Origin of the sequence: Alteraurantiacibacter lauratis, assembly GCF_037154155.1 — a bacterium.
Lineage (GTDB): Bacteria > Pseudomonadota > Alphaproteobacteria > Sphingomonadales > Sphingomonadaceae > Alteraurantiacibacter > Alteraurantiacibacter lauratis.
In genome coordinates this window covers 19,533-37,640 of record NZ_JBANRN010000006.1, presented here as the reverse complement: position 1 = coordinate 37,640, position 18,108 = coordinate 19,533, and the positions used below count along the sequence as shown (strand labels likewise).

Below are 18,108 nucleotides of genomic sequence, written 5' to 3'. Positions count from 1 at the left end.
GCACGCCTGATGCGGGAAACCGGCTTAACCTGCAATGACTTCTTGGGCTTACTTCTTGGGCTTTGGGGGCTGGCGCAGGCGGGTGCGGTGCGCGCTCATGTCGAGCACTTCGCCGGGGCTGCCATCGTCCTGCAACAGCCCAAGGCGGCGCGCGACTTCCTGATAGGCCTCTTCCTCGCCGCCCATGTCGCGGCGAAAGCGGTCCTTGTCGAGCTTTTCGCCGGTGACGAAATCCCACAGGCGGCAATTGTCCGGGCTGATTTCGTCCGCCAAGATCACGCGGCTGTAATCCCCATCGTAAATGCGCCCGAATTCGAGCTTGAAATCGACCAGGCGAATATCGATCGCGCTGAACATCCCGCACAGGAAGTCGTTGATGCGGATCGCCATGGCGGCAATATCCTGCATCTCTTCATGGCTGGCCCAGTTGAAGCAGGCAATGTGCTCCTCGGCCACCATCGGATCGCCCAGCTCGTCGGACTTGAGGTAATATTCGATCAGCGTGTGGGGCAACGGCTCGCCTTCGGGCAGGCCCACGCGCTTGGCCAATGACCCTGCCACCACATTGCGCACGACGACTTCAAGAGGGATGATTTCCACCTGCCGCACAAGCTGTTCGCGCATGTTGAGGCGGCGGATGAAATGGGTGGGAATGCCGATGGTGGACAGCCGCGTGAAGACGTGTTCGCTGATGCGGTTGTTGATCACACCCTTGCCATTGATTGTGCCCTTTTTCTGGGCGTTGAAGGCGGTGGCGTCGTCCTTGAAATACTGGATCAGCGTGCCGGGTTCGGGACCTTCATACAGGATCTTGGCCTTGCCTTCGTAGATCTGGCGGCGGCGGGACATGGGCATGCAACCTTCGCATCGGGGCGCTGCGGCCAGCGCCGGAAAAGAGAGCGCCCCGGCTTGGCAAAGCGGGAAGCTTAGCAAATGCCGGGGCGCGGGTTCACGCGGCCTATACACCCTGCCTTTGCGGCTGGCAATTGCAGGACGGGTAAAGCAGGTCTAAAGGCGCGCCCGGATCAAGAATAACGGGGTCAGCATGATAAACCGCACCGCATTGCGCGCAGCCAGCCGGGCTGCCGCTTCCCTTTTTGCGCTGACATGGGCAATTCCCGCGATGGCGCAGACCGGAGAGGCAAATAGCGATACCATCATCGTCACCGGCACGCTGATCGCGGGCAGCGCAGAGGATGCCGCAGCCCCCGTCACCATAATCACCGCAGACGACCTGCTGCGCGCTGGATCACCCAGCCCGGTCGATCTGGCGCGCCGCCTGCCGGTTTCCGCCGGGGTCATCGGCGATTCCAGCCAGTTCGACACGCGCAGCCAGTTCGCGCAAGGGGTATCCAGCGTCAATCTGCGCGGGCTGGGGCCGCAGCGCACGCTGGTGCTGCTCAACGGCAAGCGGCTGGCCGCGACCGGCGGGGGCAATGTGCCGCTGGTCGATCTGAACCTGATCCCGCTGCACGCCGTGGCCAAGATTGAAATCCTCAAGGATGGCGGGGCGGCCACGCACGGATCGGATGCGATGGGCGGCGTGGTCAATCTTCTCACCCGCACCGATCAGGATGGCCTGCTGGTGAGCGGGGATTACCGTTATGTCGATGGATCGAGCGGGGACTGGACAGGCGCTGCCAGTTTCGGGCGCGAATTCGGTGATGTGCGCGTGTTTGCCGCGGGCGGCTATCAGCGGCGCGGCGAACTGCGCATGACCGACCGCGCCTTTGCCTGGCGGCCGTTCGCGGAGAATCCGCAGGGCGGCTTCACCGGCGGCGGCAATCCGGGCAACTTTGATTTCAACGGCACGGTTGGCGGGCTGGTGTTCGAGGCGGATGAGGGCTGCGCGGGGCTGGGCGGCTTCCGTTCCTTGCCTGGCTCCAGCGCCGATCTGTGCCAGGCCTCCTATCTGGGCTTTACCAATCTGGTCGAGCCGGAGGAGAGGTATCAGCTGTTTGGCGATGTGCATGTCTATCTTTCGCAGGACGCGGATTTGCGGCTGACAGGTCTGTATGGCCGTACGCAGACCTGGCTGCACACCTCGCCCAGTTTTCTGCCCACGATTGCACCATCGGCCAATGCGGCCTTTGGCGGCACCGGGCTGTTCACCATTCCCGCCTATGCCCCGGCGCTGGCCGATTACTGCGCGCGGTTTGGCGCGGCGGCGGGCTGTGCGCTGGACGGTGCGGGCAATCCCATCGAACCTGCGCTGGCCTTCCCTATCCGGTTCCGTCCGATGCTGGCGGGCGGCAATCCGCTGTTCGCCAGTGCCAAGAATGATCGCGCGGCGACGCGGCTGGATTACAACAACGACAGCTATCAATTGGCTGCCACGTTCCGCGCTGATCTGGGCGACAGCTATTACTTTTACGCCGCAGGCACGTGGTCACGCTACAACGCCTTCTATCAAGTGGGCGACAGCTTCGTGGATCTGCTGCAGAACGCTCTCGCCGGGTTTGGGGGGGAAAACTGCGCCTATGCGAGCCCGCAGAGCCGCGCCGGCTTGAGTGCTGCGCAGCTGGCCGCGCTGGCGGGCACGGCGGGCTGCACCTGGTTCAACCCCTTTTCCACTGGCATCGCCGCCAATGCGGTAACGGGTGTTGCCAATCCCAATTTCGCTGCCAACGGCAATCCGCTGGGCCTCAGCCTGCAACCGGGCGCGGGGCTGGTGAACGATTCGGCGACCATCGGTCATTTCTACAATGTGTGGGACCGGGTGGCCGATACGCGGCAGATGGTGCTGGACATGGTAGTGGGCGGCAATCCGGGCCTGACGCTTCCCGGCGGCGAGGTTCAGGTCGCGCTGGGCCTGCAGTTGCGCCGTGACCGCTTTGCACGCCGGTTTGAAGGTGGCACCAATCTCGACCTGTTTCCCTGCCCCGGATCGGTGCTGAATCCGGCGGCTACCTGCAATCCCGAAACGGGTGCGCTGGGCTTTATCGGTGCGGGGCGTGATTTTTCCGTTTCGCGCGATGTGGCGGCGGTATTTGGCGAAGTGCAGGTGCCGCTCGCCAACACTCTCAGCGCCCAGATTTCCGCGCGCTACGAGGATTACGAAGGCGACGGATCGACCTTTGACCCGCAAGTGCGCCTGCGCTTTCAGCCTGCCGAATGGCTGGTGCTGCGTGGCGGGGTCGGCAGCACCTTCCGCGCGCCGCCTCCCAATCAGACGCTGGCCGACAGCGTGATCCTGACCTTCATCGGCGGGGGCTTCCGCGCGGTCGATATCCTCGCCAACCCCAACCTTCGCCCGGAAAAGGCCACCACGTGGAACGCAGGCGCAGTAGTCGAAAGCGGCGGTTTCCACGCCAGCCTCGATTACTGGCGTTATGACATTTCGGGGGCGATCGAGAACGAGCCGATAGGCGGCATGGTCGCCGCGCTGTTTGGCACCAGTGGAACCGCCAATTGCGGCAATCCCGCCTTTGCCGCGCTTCAGGCCCGCTTTACCTTTGCAGGCGGCGTGTGCGGCGCAGCCAATGTGCAGCGGCTGGCAACTTATGCCTTCAATTCGACCTCTGTCACCACCAGCGGGCTGGACGGTGAGGTAAGCCAGGAATGGGAGCTGGCCGGAGGCGATGTCCAGCTGGGGGTCGCGGGCAGCTATATCCTGGCCTACAAGGTGGGCGAGGTTGCAGTGGCTGGTGTGCCGGTGCAGCCCGCGTTCAACGCGGTGGGCCTGCTCAATTTCCAGACCACCGCCTACCCCCTGCCGCGCACCAAGGGGCAGGCGTGGCTACAATGGCGTGGGCGCGACCATTCGCTGCGTGCGCAGGTCAACCATGTCGCGGGCTACGAGGATCAGCGCGGCGCGGCCATCTTCGGCCCCAACACTGCCGCGCTGGCGGGTGCATCGGTTACGGCTGGCAAGCGGCTCAAGGCTTTCACCACGCTGGATCTGGTGTGGCTATGGGATCTGGACGAGGTCACGCGCCTGTCGCTGGTGCTGGATAATGTGCTGGATGCCGATCCGCCGCTCGCCCGGCTCGACCAGAATTATGACCCTTTCACCGCCAGCCCGCTGGGTGCCACCGTAAAGCTCGGAATTTCGCGCAGCTTCTGAAGGAATTGGCCGACGAGACTTTTGTTCGGAACCTGTTCAGGCCGTTTGCGTAATTAGGCCAGCGCTGGCACCATACCGGCAGATTCTGGCGGAGTATGCATGAGCCTTTCCCTTGTTCCCGCCTTGCTGGCAACCTCCGCACCGCTTCCCCTTGCCGATTTGCCCGTGTCCCTTGCCACCGTGCCGGACGCGGTGGCCGCTTCGGCAGAAGGCGGCGTGGCCCTGGCAGAGGCGCAGCAGGAAACCGCGCCAGCCCCGGCCGAGGGGATTGGGGCAACCATCGCGCAGCAGGCCGTAACGGAAACCGATCCCACCGCGGCCGAATCGCAGGATGTCATCATCGTGGAGGGCAATCTGGCCGCGCCTCCCGGTGACCCGCTGGAGCGGGTGAACATCGAGGTGTACGAAGTCACGCAGAGCATCGACCGCAATTTCGTGGCCCCCGTGGCAGAGGTCTATCGCGATGACCTGCCCAAGCCGCTGCGCAACGGCTTGCGCAATTTCCTGCGCAACCTGCTGGAACCGGTCAATTTCATCAATTTTCTGCTGCAGTTGAAGCCAGGCAAGGCGATCGAAACGCTGGCGCGGTTCACGATCAACACCACGGTCGGGATTGGCGGCCTGTTCGACATTGCCGCCGGGCCGGAGTTCCAGTTGCCCTATCGCCGCAATGGGCTTGCCAATACGCTGGGCTATTACGGCGTCGGACCGGGGCCTTTCCTCGTGCTTCCGCTGGTCGGCGCGACGACATTGCGCGACATTATCGGCAACACGCTGGACCAGGCGATTGTGCCGCTGGCCGTGGGATCGCCGCTCAACACGCCCTATTATGCAATCCCTGCTTACACGGTGAACTCGCTGCAATTCCGAATCGAATTTGACGAGCGTTTGGGCCAGATCCGCGACAGCGTGGATCCCTACAGCGCCATGCGCGAAAGCTATCTGTGCCTGCGCGAAGCCGACATTGCCGCACTGCGCAACCGCCCGCCGCCGCGCGATTGCAGTATCGATGCGCTGATGGCTGATCCGGTGCCGGTTGCGGCGTTCTCCGCCGTGGCCGGGCCGATGACTGAACCGGATTCAATGATGCCGGTGGAGGGGGAAGCTCCCGCCCTTTCAGACGAAAGCGCCCCCCAAGGCTGATTTCGTCTCGCGGGCCGCTCAGCCCGCCAGCTTGGCCGCTGTTTCCGCGACGCGGCGGCCCAGATAGCGCGCGCCGTCGAGATCGGTCTGGCTGGGCTGGCGGCTGCCGTCATTGTCGGCAATCGTGGTCGCGCCATAGGGGGCGCCGCCCTTCACCTCGTCCACCCCGTTCTGCGCGGTGAAGCCGTAATCCAGCCCCACGATCGTGCAGCCGAAGTGCAAGAGGTTGGTGATCATCGAGAACAGCGTGGTTTCCTGGCCGCCGTGCTGGCTGGCGGTGGAGGTGAACACGCCCGCAACCTTGCCGATCAGCGCGCCGCGGAACCACAGCCCGCCGCAGGTATCCCAGAACGCCGCCATTTGGCTCGCCATCCGGCCGAAGCGGGTGGGGCAGCCCAGCACGATGCCGTCAAAATCGGCCAGCGCATCGGGCCCTTCGATCTGGCCGTGATCGTCACGCACCTGAAAGCCCGCGGCCTTGGCCACGTCGGCGGGTGCGGTTTCCGGGACATAGCGCACCACCGCCTCGTGCCCGGCGGCGGTGATTCCTTCGGCCACGGCATCTGCCATCGTGGCGATGTGGCCATAAGAGGAGTAATAGAGCACGAGGATGCGGGCCATGGTTCTGTTTCCTTTGAAAAATACAGTGGAATAAAACTGCTGATGCGGCTTGCGGGTAAGCGGGCCGGCGTTACAACCTGCCTCCTAGAGGACAACAGGGAGGATCGGGAAGTGCGTCTTTTGGCGGTGCCGCATGGCGGCTCTGCGGCAGATGCGCCCCATTCGGCATGACAAACGACACCGACGCGCAGCAGGTTCCCGAAGAAGGGGCCGAATCGACCGGCGAAACCGCCGAAAGCAATCTCTACTGGCGGGCCAATGTGCGCCTGCTCATGATCCTGATGGCGATCTGGGCCGCTGTCAGCCTGGGTGCTGGAATCCTGTTTCGCGAATGGCTCGATCAGTTCATGATCGGTGGCTACCCGCTGGGTTTCTGGTTTGCGCAGCAGGGCTCGATCTACGTCTTTATCGCCCTCATCTTCACCTACGCGCACGCCATGAAGCGGCTTGAGCGCAAATATCACCTCGAAGACTGACGAGAGGCCGAGGCGCGATGGACACGCAAACGCTGATCTACATCTTCGTCATTGGCAGTTTTGCCATGTATATCGGAATCGCGCTGTGGGCGCGGGCCGGTTCGACCACCGATTTTTATGTCGCGGGCGGCGGAGTGAACCCGGTGGTCAACGGCATGGCCACCGCCGCCGATTGGATGAGTGCGGCGAGTTTTATCTCCATGGCGGGGATCATCGCTTTTTCGGGTTATGACGGCAGCGTCTATCTGATGGGCTGGACCGGCGGCTTCGTGATGCTGGCGCTGCTGCTGGCGCCATATCTGCGCAAGTTCGGCGAGTTTACCGTGCCCGATTTCATCGGCGCGCGCTATTACAGCAAGGCCGCGCGCGTGGTGGCGGTGATCTGCCTCATCTTCATCAGCTTCACCTATATCGCCGGGCAGATGCGCGGGGTGGGCATCGTGTTCTCGCGCTTCCTCGATGTGGGGGTGACCACCGGGGTCATCATCGGGATGGCTATCGTGTTCGTCTATGCCGTGCTGGGGGGCATGAAAGGCATCACCTACACGCAGGTGGCGCAGTTCTGCGTGCTGATCTTTGCCTATCTGGTGCCTGCCTTCTTCATCAGCTTTCTGATTACCGGCAACCCGCTGCCGCAAATGGGGCTGGGATCGACGGTGAATGACGGATCGGGCCTGTATGTGCTGCAAAAGCTCGATCTGGCGCTGCAGGATATGGGCTTTGCCGCCTATACCGCTGGCTCCAAAAGCCAGATCGACGTGTTCTGCATTACCGCCGCGCTGATGATCGGCACGGCAGGCCTGCCGCATGTGATCGTGCGTTTCTTCACCGTGCCCAAGGCGAGCGACGCGCGCCGCAGTGCCGGGTGGGCGCTGGTGTTCATTGCGCTCCTCTACACCACCGCGCCCGCCGTGGGTGCCTTTGCGCGCCTTAACTTCATCGAGACGGTGGAGGGCAAAACCTATTCGCAAGCGCCGCAATGGCTGAAGAACTGGGAAGCCAATGACCTGATCGCCTGGAGCGACAAGAATGGCGACGGCGTGATGCAATACCGCAGCGGCAACGCCTTTGAAGGCGGCGCGCCGGTCTTTACCGGCGAGGCGGGCCCATCGGGCGAGCGGCTGGTGAGCAATCCCCCTGCGGCAGGCGAGAACGAGGTCTATGTCGACCGCGACATCATGGTGCTGGCCAATCCGGAAATCGCGCAATTGCCCGGCTGGGTGATCGCGCTGGTGGCAGCGGGCGGGCTGGCGGCGGCGCTATCGACCGCGGCGGGGCTGCTGCTGGTGATATCCTCCTCGGTCAGCCACGATCTGCTCAAACGCACCTTCCGCCCCGACATATCGGAAAAGGGGGAACTGCTGGCGGCGCGCCTTGCGGCCAGCGCGGCGATCCTGGTGGCGGGATACCTCGGCGTCTATCCGCCCGGCTGGGTGGCGCAGGTGGTGGCCTTTGCCTTTGGCCTTGCCGCGGCCAGCCTGTTCCCGGCGATCTTCCTTGGCATTTTCACCAAGTGGATGAACCGCGAAGGCGCGATTGCGGGCATGGTCAGCGGCCTTTCCTTCACCTTCCTCTACATCGCCTATTTCAAGCTGTGGTTCCCCGAACTGGATACGCCTGAAAACTGGCTTCTGGGGATTTCCAGCGAAGGGATTGGCGTTGTCGGCATGGTGCTGAACTTTGCCGTGGCGACTTTGGTGGCGAAGTTGACCGCACCCACCCCGCCCGAAGTGCGCCGTCTGGTCGCCACGATCCGCGTGCCCAAGGGCGCCGAAGTGCCGCATATGCATTGACAGACTGGCGCAGGGGATAAAGCGCCGCGCATCATCCCCTGCGGCGGAAAAAGACCGCACAAAGGCCCTTGCCAAGCTGGCGCAGCTTCGCCATAGGGCCGCTTCCAATCGCTCGCCGGTCCGAATATGCGGATCGTCGCTCGCGAAATGCCCGGGTAGCTCAGTGGTAGAGCAGACGACTGAAAATCGTCGTGTCGGTGGTTCGACTCCGCCCCTGGGCACCACCTCCACCAAGGTCGGACTTGCGTACCCCGCGGCTTCTGCGTGGCGGGTTTAATCCCTGTCCGGCAGGTCTTCCGGTGTGGCCGGTTCGCCCGGCACGGCGTAAGAATCGGAAAACCAGCGCGCCAGATCGCGGTCGCGGCAGCGCTGCGAGCAGAAGGGCGCGAATTGCTCGATTCGCGGGCGACGGCAGATCGGGCAGGGGCGGGCGGTGGCGGACGTCATGCTGCCACCAATTGGGCATGGCCCGCACTGATCGCAAGACCCGGCATTTCGCGCAGCAGCACCTGCCGCCCGCTGCGCCGCGCCAGTTCCGCCTGCCAATCCGCCCCGATGCGCGCCAACACGGCCGGATGCGCGGACAATTCGACGAGGCCCGCCCCTTCCAGCAATTCCGCCTGCCGCAGCAGCGCGCGCGCGGCAAAGCCCGCCGGATCAAAGGCGGCGCGGTGCAACAGCGAAGGGCGTTCGAGCCGGGCAACCAGTTGCACGAAGCCGAAGCCGTTCATCGCGGTGCGCTCGTGATCGAAATCGGCCAGCGCGGCTTCAAGGTTCACGTCCACCGCCTTGCGATCGTCCTTGGTTTGCAGCGTGGGGAAATCGATCCCGATCACCCCGCCAAGTCCCAGCCGCGCAATCGCGGCGGCGAGCGGTTCAATGGCAGCAAGCGCCAGCGCGCGCGGGGCCAGCGTGCCGTCAACATCCACCAGCGTCATCGCGGGGGTGGGCGTAAGGGTGAGCGAGCCGCCGGGAAAGGCAATCAGCCCCTCGCGCGCGTCCTCCAGCACCTCCTCCCACAAACCGGCGGGAAAGCGGTGCACCACGCGCCCGCCCAGCCGTTCGGCCAGAGTCGGCGCGGGGCGGCAATCGTCGTGCGTAGGCCGGGCCTGTGCCAGCTTGACGCGGCGCCCTTCGCCCATGCGGCTGCGGGTGACTTGCAGCCGGATCGTTGCCCCTTCGCTGGCAGAGGGCGGCAGGCGGTCGACGAGCGCTTCCTCGCCAATAGCAAACCGCGCGCGCCCGCGCGGGCTTGTGCGCGGCTTGGCGACGAGCAAGGCGTCCTCGACAAGGCCCGCTTCCAGTTCGCCTGGCCAGCGGACCGCGGCGGCCAGCGCTTGCCCGTTTGCGACCAGCAGCGCGCGTTCCTCGCCGATGCCGTCTTCGACCAGCCAGTCAGCCAAGGGGGAAACCCGCCGATTTGAGCAAGGCGCGCGTATCGAACAGCGGCAGGCCGACCACGCCCGAATGGCTGCCCGCGATCCACGCGATCAGCCCTTCGGCGCGGCCCTGAATGGCGTATCCGCCCGCCTTGCCGTGCCATTCGCCGCTGGCGAGATACGCGGCGATTTCCGCCTCGCTCAGCCCCTTGAAGCGCACCTTGGTTTCACTCAGGCGTTCGCGCATGGTGCCATCGGGTGCGCGCAGGGCGATGGCCGACAGCACCGTGTGGCGGCGGCCCGACAGCAATTGCAGACAGGCGCGGGCGGTCGCCTCGTCCTCGGCCTTGGGCAGGATGCGCCGCCCGCAGGCAACCACCGTGTCGCCTGCCAGCACGAAAGCCGCCGGATCAGCCGCCGCCACCGCCTTTTCGCGCGCCATGCGCTGTGCATAGGCGCGTGGCAGCTCGCCCTTGAGCGGGGTTTCGTCGATATCGGCAGCGCAGATACGTTGCGGTTCGATGCCGAGCCGCGCCAGCAGGTCGCGGCGGCGCGGGCTGGCGGATGCCAGGATGAGCGGGGGCTGTTCGGGCAGGGTGGCCATGCCGGCCTTACGCTTATTGCGGGCCGGGGCCGCCGCGTCCCGGCATGAAGCGGTAAGTGATGCGTGCCTTGGTCAGGTCGTAGGGGGTGAGTTCGCACAGAACCTCGTCCCCCACCAACACACGGATGCGGTTCTTGCGCATACGGCCCGCAGTATGGCCCAGCACTTCATGGCCGTTTTCAAGCTCTACCCGGAACATCGCGTTGGGCAGCAATTCGACCACCCTGCCGCGCATTTCGAGGAGTTCTTCCTTCGCCATGTAATATCCGGTTCCGTTTGCAATTGCCGTTCACGGCGCGCGCCATAGCCGCAGGCGCGGCAAAAGGGAAGGGGCCATGCGGTGATGCAGTAGGCGTGCGGGTCTGGGGCGGTGATGCGCGGTTACATCACAGTGACAGATGCGACACTTTATTACCCGGCCATGCCTTGTGCCTTTGTGCAGTGCGGCACATATGCCTCCGCGGGGGAAATGCCGATATTCATAGGAGTTTTAACCTTGCAACTGCGCCCCTCCACCAGCCTTGGTGCTCTTGCGATCGGCATTCTGGCTTTGCCGCTAGCACCTGCGGCATATGCCCAAACCGGCGATGCGCCCGTTAGTGCGCAGGATGGTGCATCATCGGCCCAAGCCGCTGATGTGGAGACCTTCGATTCCGACACCATCCTTGTCCTCGGCTCGCGTCTGATCGGTCAGGTCGACGCGCCCCAGCCGGCGCTGCTCGAACTGGGCGAGGCCGATATCGCGGCCTATGGCGCAAGCTCGATTGCCGATCTGATTTCGGCGCTGGGCCCGCAAGTGACCAGCGCGCGCGGGCGCGGCGGCGGTTTTCCGGTGATCCTGGTCAACGGTGTGCGCATTGGTTCCTTCCGCGAATTGCGCAGCTATCCGCCCGAAGCGATCGAGAAGTTCGAAGTGTTTCCGGAGGAAGTGGCTCTGCGTTACGGTTATTCGGCCGATCAACGCGTGATCAATGTGATCCTGAAGCGCAGCTATGCCAGTTTCGAAGTGGAGGGTGATTACGGCCAGCCTTTCGACGGCGGCTATTCGACGCAGGATCTTGAAGCCACCTATCTGCGCATTGCCGGGGATTCGCGCCTCAACATCAATCTGGGCTGGAACAATTCCAGCACCCTGACCGAGGCGGAACGCGGCGTTATCCAGTCGGGCGGCGTGCCGGATCTGGCGACCGACCCCGACCCGGCGCTTTACCGCAGCCTGGTGGCGGACAGCGCGGGGCTGGAAGCCACGCTGAACTGGACGACCAAGCTGGGCGCGGATCATTCGCTGGCCGTGAACGCCACGTTCGAACGGGATGACAGCCTGCGCCTGCAGGGTCTTGATACCGTGTTGCTGACCGATCCCGATGGCAATTCGGTGCTGCGCAGTTTCAACGCGGCGGACCCTTTGAGCGTGGACAATCGTTCGACCTCCTATGCCAGTGCGGCAACCCTCACCCTCAATCTGGGCGATTGGGAGGTGATCACCACGGCCGATGTCGGCCGGTCCAATTCCAACAGCGCGATTCAGCGCCGCGTGAATACAGCGGCGCTGGTGGCGGCAGCGGCGAATGGCACGCTGGCCCTCGATGCCGATCTGGGCACCTTTGCCGATGCGGGTTTTGACGAAGCACGCACCAGCACCACCACGGCCAACACGCTGTCCACATTGCGCGGATCGCCGCTTTATCTGCCGGGCGGCGATGTCAGTGTGACGCTGGATGCGGGATACAACTGGAACCGGATCGAGAGCGAGGACACACGCAATCCCGGCCCGCAGACATTGCTCAAGCGCGGCAATGTGAACGGCGGGGCCAATATCACTGTCCCCATCACCAGCCGGGCCGAGGATTTCGGCGCGGCGCTGGGCGATATCAGCTTCAATGCAGGCGCGGGGGTCGATCACCTCTCCGATTTCGGCACGTTGTATGACTGGAATGTGGGCCTATCCTGGGGGATCACCGAAACGCTGACGCTCAGCGCGACCTATGTGGACCGCGACGCGGCGCCATCGCTGGGCCAGCTCGGCAATCCCGAAATCGCCACGCTGAATGTGCCGGTGTTCGACCTGGTGAACAACGAAACGGTGCTGGTCACCGTGCTTTCGGGCGGCAATCCGCTATTGCCTGCGCAAAGCCAGAAGGACTGGAAACTGGGCGCGCAATGGGCCTTGCCGTTCCTGGAAAATGCGCGGTTCTCGGTCGATTACCTGCGCAATTCCTCGCGCAATGTGGCGGCGGCCTTTCCCGTGCTGACGCCCGCGATCGAGGCGGCCTTTCCGACCCGCGTCACACGCGATCTGGCGGGCAATCTGGTGCAGATTGACCAGCGGCCCATCACGCTTGCCGCGCGCGAGGAGGAGCGGCTGCAATTCGGGTTCAATCTCTCCGGCCAGATTGGCTCGGCCGCTCCGCAGAATGGCGGCGCTCCTGCCGGGCGCGGCGGGCCGGGCGGCGGTGGGCCTGTCGGTGGGCCTGTCGGTGGGCCTGTGGGCGGCGCGGTCGGCGGGTTTGCCGGGATGCCGGGGGCCCCTGCGGCTGCGGGAACCGGAATGGGCACGAATGGCCCGCCTGCGGGCTTCCGCCCCGATCCGGCAGCCGTGGCCCGGATGCGCGCGACTTTCTGCGAAGGCGATGGCACGCTGCTGCGCACGCAGCTCAACGCGGCGATCCGCGCGGCGGCGAGCGGGGGCGAGCCGCCGCGCGATGCCAACGGTCAGCCGGTCACCTTCCCGCCGCAGTTGCTCGAACGTCTGGCAGGCGCGGACGGCGTGATTGACGAGCAGGAATTCGCCAATCTGCGTGAACAGGCCTGCGCCGATCCGGCAGAGGCTTCGCCGGCGGGAGGGGCATTTGCGGCAGCTGGCGCGCCCGCAGGCGGTGCAGGTGGCCCTCCGCCTAGTGGCCCTCCGGCCAGCGGCCCTCCTGCGGGTGCAGGCGGCGCCGGCGGTGGTGGCTTCCCCGGCATGGGCCGCTTCGGTGGCGGTGGTGGCGCGGCGGGACGCTGGTTCGTCAATCTGCAATACAATCTGGAACTGCGCAACGATGTGCTGGTTGCACCGGGCGGCCCGGTGCTCGACCTGCTCGATGGCGATGCGCTGTCAGGCGGCGGGCAGGCGCGGCACAGCGGCAATCTGCGCGTGGGCACGTTCTACAACGGCTATGGCCTGATCTGGAATGGCACCTATACGGGCAAATCGCGCATCAACGGCACCGGCCTTCCGGGCAGCACGGACCTCACATTCAACGATTATTTCACGCTGAATGTGCGCAGCTTCGTCGATCTGGGGCAACGGGCCAAGCTGGTGGAGGCGATCCCCTTCCTCGCTGGATCACGCATCAGCTTTGACGTGGACAACATTTTCAACGCCCGCCAGCGCGTGACCGACAGCGCGGGTCTGGTGCCGCTGCGCTATCAGCCCTTCCTGATCGATCCGGTTGGCCGCAGCTTCGAGATCGAGTTCCGGAAGTTGTTCTGATCCGGTTTCAGAGCAGGGTTCAGAGCGCCTGGGCAGCCGCAAACCCGCTCGCCCAGGCCCACTGGAAGTTATAACCGCCCAGCCACCCGGTCACATCCACCGCCTCGCCAATGGCGAAGAGGCCCGGCACACGGCGTGCCTCCATCGTTTGTGAGGAGAGTCCGGCGGTCGAAATGCCGCCTGCGGTGACCTCGGCCTTGGCATAGCCTTCGGTGCCGTTGGGGTGGAACCGCCAGCGCGCCAGCCGTTCCTGCGCGGCGCGCAGCGCCTTGTCGGGCACATTGCCCAGATCCCCGGATACCCCAAGCTGGTCAGCCAGCACATCGGCCAGCCGCTGCGGCAATGCCTCGCGCAGCAGGCTGCGCAGCGTGGCGGAAGGGCGTGCGCGCTTGGCCGCCAGCAGCCAATCAGGCGCTGCATCGGGCAGCAGGTTCACCTCCACCGGATCGCCCGGCTTCCAATAGCTGGAGACTTGCAGGATCGCCGGGCCCGACAGCCCCCTATGCGTGAACAGCGCCGCCTCACGGAATGCGGCCTTGTTCGCGCGTGCCTCCACCGGGGCGGCCACGCCCGACAATTCGCGGAACAGCACCTCCTCGCCTCCTAATGTCAGCGGCACGAGGGCAGGGCGCGGCTCCACCACTTTCAGCCCGAACTGGCGGGCAAGACGGTAGGCAAAATCGCTGGCGCCCATCTTGGGGATCGACAGCCCGCCCGTGGCGATGACAAGTTTGGGTGCGGCAAAAACGCCGTGCTGCGTGGTGACGTGAAAGCCCGCCTCATCCGGCGTCACCGCCGCGATATCCTGCTGGCAGCGGATATCCGCCATGCCTGGCCCGGCGGCACATTCGGCCAGCAGCATGTCCACGATCTGCCTTGCGCTGCCATCGCAGAACAATTGGCCGAGCGTCTTTTCGTGCCAGGCAATGCCGTGCCGTTCCACCAGATCGAGGAAATCGCGCGGGGTGTAGCGGCTGAGCGCCGATTTGCAGAAATGCGGATTGGCCGACAGGTAATTGGCCGGCCCCGCACCGATATTGGTGAAATTGCAGCGCCCGCCGCCGGAGATGAGGATTTTCGCGCCCACGCGCTCCCCCTTTTCCAGCACCAGCACATGTCGGCCGCGTTGCACGACGGTGGCGGCGCAGAACAGGCCTGCCGCCCCGCCACCCAGAATGATCGCATCGAAAGTTTCGGCCATCATCCGCCGTTAGGGGGCTTTGGCGCGCGGGGAAAGCCTGTCAGCTGTCCTTCCTCGCTAGCACAATCCGGTTGCGGCCCGCTTCCTTGGCGCGGTACAACGCCTCGTCCGCCGCTGCCAGCGCCAGCCGCGCGTCAGGATAGGCAAAGACATCGGCAATTCCGCCCGAAAAGGTCACCTGTCCGAACGGCAATTCGGTGCGCCGGTTCACCAGCTTGCGTGCGGCGAGTTCGGCCCGCGCGTTGTCGAGCAGTTCAAAGGCTTCTTCAGTGGAAGCTCCGCGGAACAGCATCACGAATTCCTCGCCCCCATGGCGGGCGATGTGGCATTTCTCGCCTGAAATCTGCGACAGCGTCTTGGCCACCACGCACAGGATGCGGTCGCCTGCCTCGTGGCCGTGCGTGTCGTTCACTTGCTTGAAGTGGTCAATGTCGCAGAAGGCGACGCACAAAGGTTCGCCCATTTCAGCCGCTTCGCTGCGGTGCCTTTCCAGCGCGGATTCAAAGGCGCGGCGGTTGGGCAGGCCGGTCAGGAAATCGACCTCGGCATCGCGGCGCGCGCGGTCCAGATTGCGACGCAGGCTGGCGGCTTCCTGTTCGGATTGGCGCAGTTCCGCCTCCGCCTTGCGCGAGCGTTCGAGCATCGCGCGGGCATATTGTGCCAGTTCGGTGATAATCATGCCGGCATCGGGTGGCGAAGCTTCGAGTTGCCCCACATGCTGCGCCAGCGCATCGCCATAGGTGCGCGTGGCCGACCGGGCATTGCTGGTGGAGCGCGAAAAGCTGGCGATACCCTGTTCCAGCTGGCTGACCAGCTGTTTCACGATCTGTTCCCCGTCGAGTGCATCGTTGGCGCTCGCCCGGTCAAGCCATGCCTGCGTGATTGGACAGCCGCTTTCGCGCTTGGCCTGCACCTGCCGCCTGAGTCCCGGATTGAGGCCGGAAAAGATGCCGTGCGCGGTGACAAGGTTCTGCGCGGTCACTTCCAGCCCGTTTTCCAGCAGGAAGGCGCTAATCTGTTCAAGCAGATGGCGACGCGCGCGCTGTGACGCATCTTCCGCCACCGTGGCGGACGGGACGGCCGGCATTTCGGCCGGGCGTGGCTGGCGGCCAATGCCCAGCCAGCTGAGAAATCCGCCCGCGTTTTCAGGCAATTCGGGATATGGGGATGCGTAAGTCATGTCGCACAGAACGGCACGGCGGCGCCGCGCTTCAGTTACGCGCGATTCCATAGGGCTGCGGCAATCCTGGGTGTGGGGATGGGGACAGATGCGATGCCTGCGATTGTGCGGCGCGCGGGGCCTGCCTATCTGTGACGAGCCATGCCCCAAACACCACCCGACTCCCCGGCCGGACGCCCGTTCGACCCGCGCGGCAAGGAACGCTTCAACGAAGAACGCGCCGCCAGCACGGTGCGCGGCGGATCGGGTGCCGGTGACAAGCCCGATCTGGCCGCCGGGGTCGAAGCGATCCGCGACGTGGTGAAAACGCTCAAGCCCCGCCCCGGCGTTTATCGGATGCTCGATGCGCGGGGCGATGTGCTCTATGTCGGCAAGGCCCGCGCTCTCAAGAATCGGGTGGCGAATTACACGCAGGTCGCAAACCTCTCCAACCGGTTGCAGCGGATGGTCAGCCAGACGCGCGCCATGGAAATCGTCACCACCAATTCGGAGGCCGAGGCACTGCTGCTCGAAGCGCAGTTCATCAAGCGGTTTCGTCCGCCTTACAATGTGCTGCTGCGCGATGACAAAAGCTTCCCTTTCATCCTGCTGCGCGATGGGCATGATTTTCCGCGCATCATGAAGCATCGCGGCGCGCGGCGGCACAAGGGCGCCTATTACGGCCCCTTTGCCAGCGCGGGCAGCGTGAACACCACGATCAACGAACTGCAAAAACTGTTTCTGCTGCGAAGCTGCACCGACAGCTTCTTTTCGCGCCGCGACCGGCCCTGCCTGCTCTACCAGATCAAGCGCTGTTCGGCCCCCTGCGTCGGGCGGATCGACAAGGCGGGGTATGACGCGCTGCTGGCCGAGGCGAAAGAGTTCCTGTCGGGCAAGAGCGATGCGGTGCAGCGCCGCATCGAGGCGCAGATGGCCGCCGCCGCCGAAGCGCTCGATTTCGAAACCGCCGCCATGCTGCGCGACCGGTTGCGCGCGGCGACTTTCATTCAGGGCACGCAGGCGATCAATGCCGAAGGGGTAGGCGATGCCGATGTCTTCGCACTGGCGGCGAAGGGCGGCACGATTGCGGTGCAGGGCTTCTTCATCCGCGGCGGGCAGAACTGGGGCCACCGTGCCTTCTTCCCCGCGCATACGCAGGACGTGGCCGAGGACGAGGTGCTCGCCCGCGTGCTGATGCAATTCTACGAGGAAGTGCCCCCGCCGCGCACCGTGCTGGTCGATCGCGAATTGCCCGACCGCGAATTGCTGGAACAGGCGCTGGGGGAACTGGCGGGCCGGAAGGTGGAGATTTCGGTGCCGCAGCGCGGCGACCGCCGCCGCCTGATGGCGCAGGCCAGCCGCAATGCGGTGGAGGCGCTGGAGCGGCGCTTGGCCGAAAGCGGCACCAAGGTGAAAACTTGGCGCGAGCTGGCCGAGTTTCTCGAATTGCCCGACGTGCCGCTGCGTGTCGAAATTTACGACAACAGCCATATTCAGGGCACCAAGGCGCTGGGCGCAATGGTCGTGGCGGGGCCGGAAGGTTTCCTGAAGAACCAGTACCGCAAGTTCAACATCAAGACCGCGCAGACGAACGACGATTTTGCGATGATGCGCGAAGTGATGCAGCGCCGCTTTGCCCGCGTGATGGAAGAAGATCCGGAGCGCACAAACGGCATGTGGCCCGATCTGGTGCTGATCGACGGCGGCAAGGGGCAGATGAGCGCGGTGCGCGACACGCTGGAGGAAATGGGGATCGAGGACGTGCCGCTGGTCGCAATTGCCAAGGGCCCGCATCACGGGCGCGAGGGGCGCGAGGTGTTCCATTTCCCCGACGGACGCGAAAAGACGCTGCCCACCAATTCGCCGGTGCTGTTCCTCGCCCAGCGTCTGCGCGACGAGGTGCACCGCTTTGCCATCGGCGCGCATCGTGACAAGCGCAGCCGCGCCATCACCGCCAGCCCGCTCGACGAGATTCCCGGCATCGGCCCGGCGCGGAAGCGCGCCCTGCTGCTGCATTTCGGCACCGCCAGTAAGGTGCGCGCCGCCGCGCTCGACGATCTGAAGCGCGTGCCGGGGGTGAGCGAAAGCGTGGCGCAGGCGATTTACGATTTCTACCACCCCGGCGGGTGATCGGCGGTTTGACCCGCAGCGTTGCACCATTATAACGCGCGTTACAGTGGGAGGATCGCCT

General features: G+C 64.8%; 14 protein-coding genes and 1 tRNA gene. 7 read left to right on the top strand and 8 right to left on the bottom strand.

Going from position 1 to position 18,108, the window contains the following annotated elements; genetic code table 11:
- Positions 1–48 precede the first annotated feature (48 nt).
- The gene (gene purC / locus WFP39_RS07520; RefSeq protein WP_336918717.1) at positions 49–849 is read right to left on the bottom strand and encodes a phosphoribosylaminoimidazolesuccinocarboxamide synthase; all 801 of its coding nucleotides are present in this window, start codon (positions 847–849) and stop codon (positions 49–51) included.
- A 196-nt stretch (positions 850–1,045) separates the two neighbouring features.
- Between purC and WFP39_RS07515 the strand changes: the two genes are divergently transcribed.
- Positions 1,046–4,066 (top strand): TonB-dependent receptor domain-containing protein, encoded by a 3,021-nt coding sequence (locus WFP39_RS07515; RefSeq protein WP_336918716.1) that lies wholly within the window; start codon positions 1,046–1,048, stop codon positions 4,064–4,066.
- A 99-nt stretch (positions 4,067–4,165) separates the two neighbouring features.
- Positions 4,166–5,209, top strand: coding sequence for an MlaA family lipoprotein (locus WFP39_RS07510; RefSeq protein WP_336918715.1), 1,044 nt, complete (start codon positions 4,166–4,168; stop codon positions 5,207–5,209).
- A gap of 18 nt (positions 5,210–5,227) precedes the next feature.
- Here the strand turns inward: WFP39_RS07510 and wrbA are convergent, their stop codons facing one another.
- Entirely contained in the window at positions 5,228–5,830 is a 603-nt protein-coding gene (gene wrbA, locus WFP39_RS07505; RefSeq protein ID WP_336918713.1) for an NAD(P)H:quinone oxidoreductase, read from the bottom strand.
- Between the two features lie 167 nt (positions 5,831–5,997).
- Here wrbA and WFP39_RS07500 point away from each other — a divergent pair, with 167 nt between their 5' ends.
- The 3 genes from WFP39_RS07500 to WFP39_RS07490 all read left to right on the top strand — a co-directional run bounded on the left by WFP39_RS07500 (position 5,998) and on the right by WFP39_RS07490 (position 8,323).
- Entirely contained in the window at positions 5,998–6,306 is a 309-nt protein-coding gene (locus tag WFP39_RS07500; RefSeq protein WP_336918712.1) for a DUF4212 domain-containing protein, read from the top strand.
- Positions 6,307–6,323: 17 nt separating this feature from the next.
- On the top strand, positions 6,324–8,099 hold the full coding sequence (locus tag WFP39_RS07495) for a sodium:solute symporter family protein (protein ID WP_336918710.1): 1,776 nt from the start codon (positions 6,324–6,326) through the stop codon (positions 8,097–8,099).
- Between the two features lie 149 nt (positions 8,100–8,248).
- A tRNA-Phe gene (locus WFP39_RS07490) sits at positions 8,249–8,323 on the top strand.
- Positions 8,324–8,372: 49 nt separating this feature from the next.
- Here the strand turns inward: WFP39_RS07490 and WFP39_RS07485 are convergent.
- From WFP39_RS07485 to infA, 4 genes are read right to left on the bottom strand one after another with little or no spacing between them, the layout of a single operon-like run.
- Positions 8,373–8,546, bottom strand: a complete 174-nt coding sequence (locus tag WFP39_RS07485; RefSeq protein ID WP_336918708.1) for a DNA gyrase inhibitor YacG — start codon at positions 8,544–8,546, stop codon at positions 8,373–8,375.
- A complete protein-coding gene (locus tag WFP39_RS07480) occupies positions 8,543–9,502 on the bottom strand; it encodes a ribonuclease (protein WP_336918706.1) in 960 nt (319 codons plus the stop codon). Before WFP39_RS07480 ends, WFP39_RS07485 begins: the two co-directional genes overlap by 4 nt.
- Positions 9,495–10,082: a Maf family protein gene (locus tag WFP39_RS07475; protein WP_336918704.1), complete on the bottom strand. Its 588-nt coding sequence runs from the start codon at positions 10,080–10,082 to the stop codon at positions 9,495–9,497. The genes WFP39_RS07480 and WFP39_RS07475 overlap by 8 nt, the downstream gene beginning before the upstream one ends.
- A gap of 13 nt (positions 10,083–10,095) precedes the next feature.
- Entirely contained in the window at positions 10,096–10,341 is a 246-nt protein-coding gene (infA, locus tag WFP39_RS07470; RefSeq protein WP_336918702.1) for a translation initiation factor IF-1, read from the bottom strand.
- Between the two features lie 237 nt (positions 10,342–10,578).
- Between infA and WFP39_RS07465 the strand changes: the two genes are divergently transcribed.
- Positions 10,579–13,557, top strand: a complete 2,979-nt coding sequence (locus WFP39_RS07465; RefSeq protein ID WP_336918700.1) for a TonB-dependent receptor — start codon at positions 10,579–10,581, stop codon at positions 13,555–13,557.
- A 19-nt stretch (positions 13,558–13,576) separates the two neighbouring features.
- Here the strand turns inward: WFP39_RS07465 and WFP39_RS07460 are convergent, their stop codons facing one another.
- Positions 13,577–14,758, bottom strand: coding sequence for a BaiN/RdsA family NAD(P)/FAD-dependent oxidoreductase (locus tag WFP39_RS07460; RefSeq protein WP_377923440.1), 1,182 nt, complete (start codon positions 14,756–14,758; stop codon positions 13,577–13,579).
- A 40-nt stretch (positions 14,759–14,798) separates the two neighbouring features.
- Positions 14,799–15,938: a GGDEF domain-containing protein gene (locus tag WFP39_RS07455; protein ID WP_336918697.1), complete on the bottom strand. Its 1,140-nt coding sequence runs from the start codon at positions 15,936–15,938 to the stop codon at positions 14,799–14,801.
- A 141-nt stretch (positions 15,939–16,079) separates the two neighbouring features.
- Between WFP39_RS07455 and uvrC the strand changes: the two genes are divergently transcribed.
- Positions 16,080–18,047 (top strand): excinuclease ABC subunit UvrC, encoded by a 1,968-nt coding sequence (gene uvrC, locus WFP39_RS07450; RefSeq protein WP_336918696.1) that lies wholly within the window; start codon positions 16,080–16,082, stop codon positions 18,045–18,047.
- The last annotated feature ends 61 nt before the right edge of the window (positions 18,048–18,108 follow it).

Bases quoted from the DNA above. Each gene is read 5' to 3' on its own strand.
- WFP39_RS07460 (WP_377923440.1), bottom strand. From the start codon at position 14,758: ATGGCCGAAACTTTCGATGCGATCATTCTGGGTGGCGGGGCGGCAGGC.
- WFP39_RS07475 (WP_336918704.1), bottom strand. From the start codon at position 10,082: ATGGCCACCCTGCCCGAACAGCCCCCGCTCATCCTGGCATCCGCCAGC.
- WFP39_RS07485 (WP_336918708.1), bottom strand. From the start codon at position 8,546: ATGACGTCCGCCACCGCCCGCCCCTGCCCGATCTGCCGTCGCCCGCGA.
- WFP39_RS07455 (WP_336918697.1), bottom strand. From the start codon at position 15,938: ATGACTTACGCATCCCCATATCCCGAATTGCCTGAAAACGCGGGCGGA.
- WFP39_RS07515 (WP_336918716.1), top strand. From the start codon at position 1,046: ATGATAAACCGCACCGCATTGCGCGCAGCCAGCCGGGCTGCCGCTTCC.
- WFP39_RS07500 (WP_336918712.1), top strand. From the start codon at position 5,998: ATGACAAACGACACCGACGCGCAGCAGGTTCCCGAAGAAGGGGCCGAA.
- WFP39_RS07510 (WP_336918715.1), top strand. From the start codon at position 4,166: ATGAGCCTTTCCCTTGTTCCCGCCTTGCTGGCAACCTCCGCACCGCTT.
- WFP39_RS07495 (WP_336918710.1), top strand. From the start codon at position 6,324: ATGGACACGCAAACGCTGATCTACATCTTCGTCATTGGCAGTTTTGCC.
- infA (WP_336918702.1), bottom strand. From the start codon at position 10,341: ATGGCGAAGGAAGAACTCCTCGAAATGCGCGGCAGGGTGGTCGAATTG.
- wrbA (WP_336918713.1), bottom strand. From the start codon at position 5,830: ATGGCCCGCATCCTCGTGCTCTATTACTCCTCTTATGGCCACATCGCC.
- uvrC (WP_336918696.1), top strand. From the start codon at position 16,080: ATGCCCCAAACACCACCCGACTCCCCGGCCGGACGCCCGTTCGACCCG.
- purC (WP_336918717.1), bottom strand. From the start codon at position 849: ATGTCCCGCCGCCGCCAGATCTACGAAGGCAAGGCCAAGATCCTGTAT.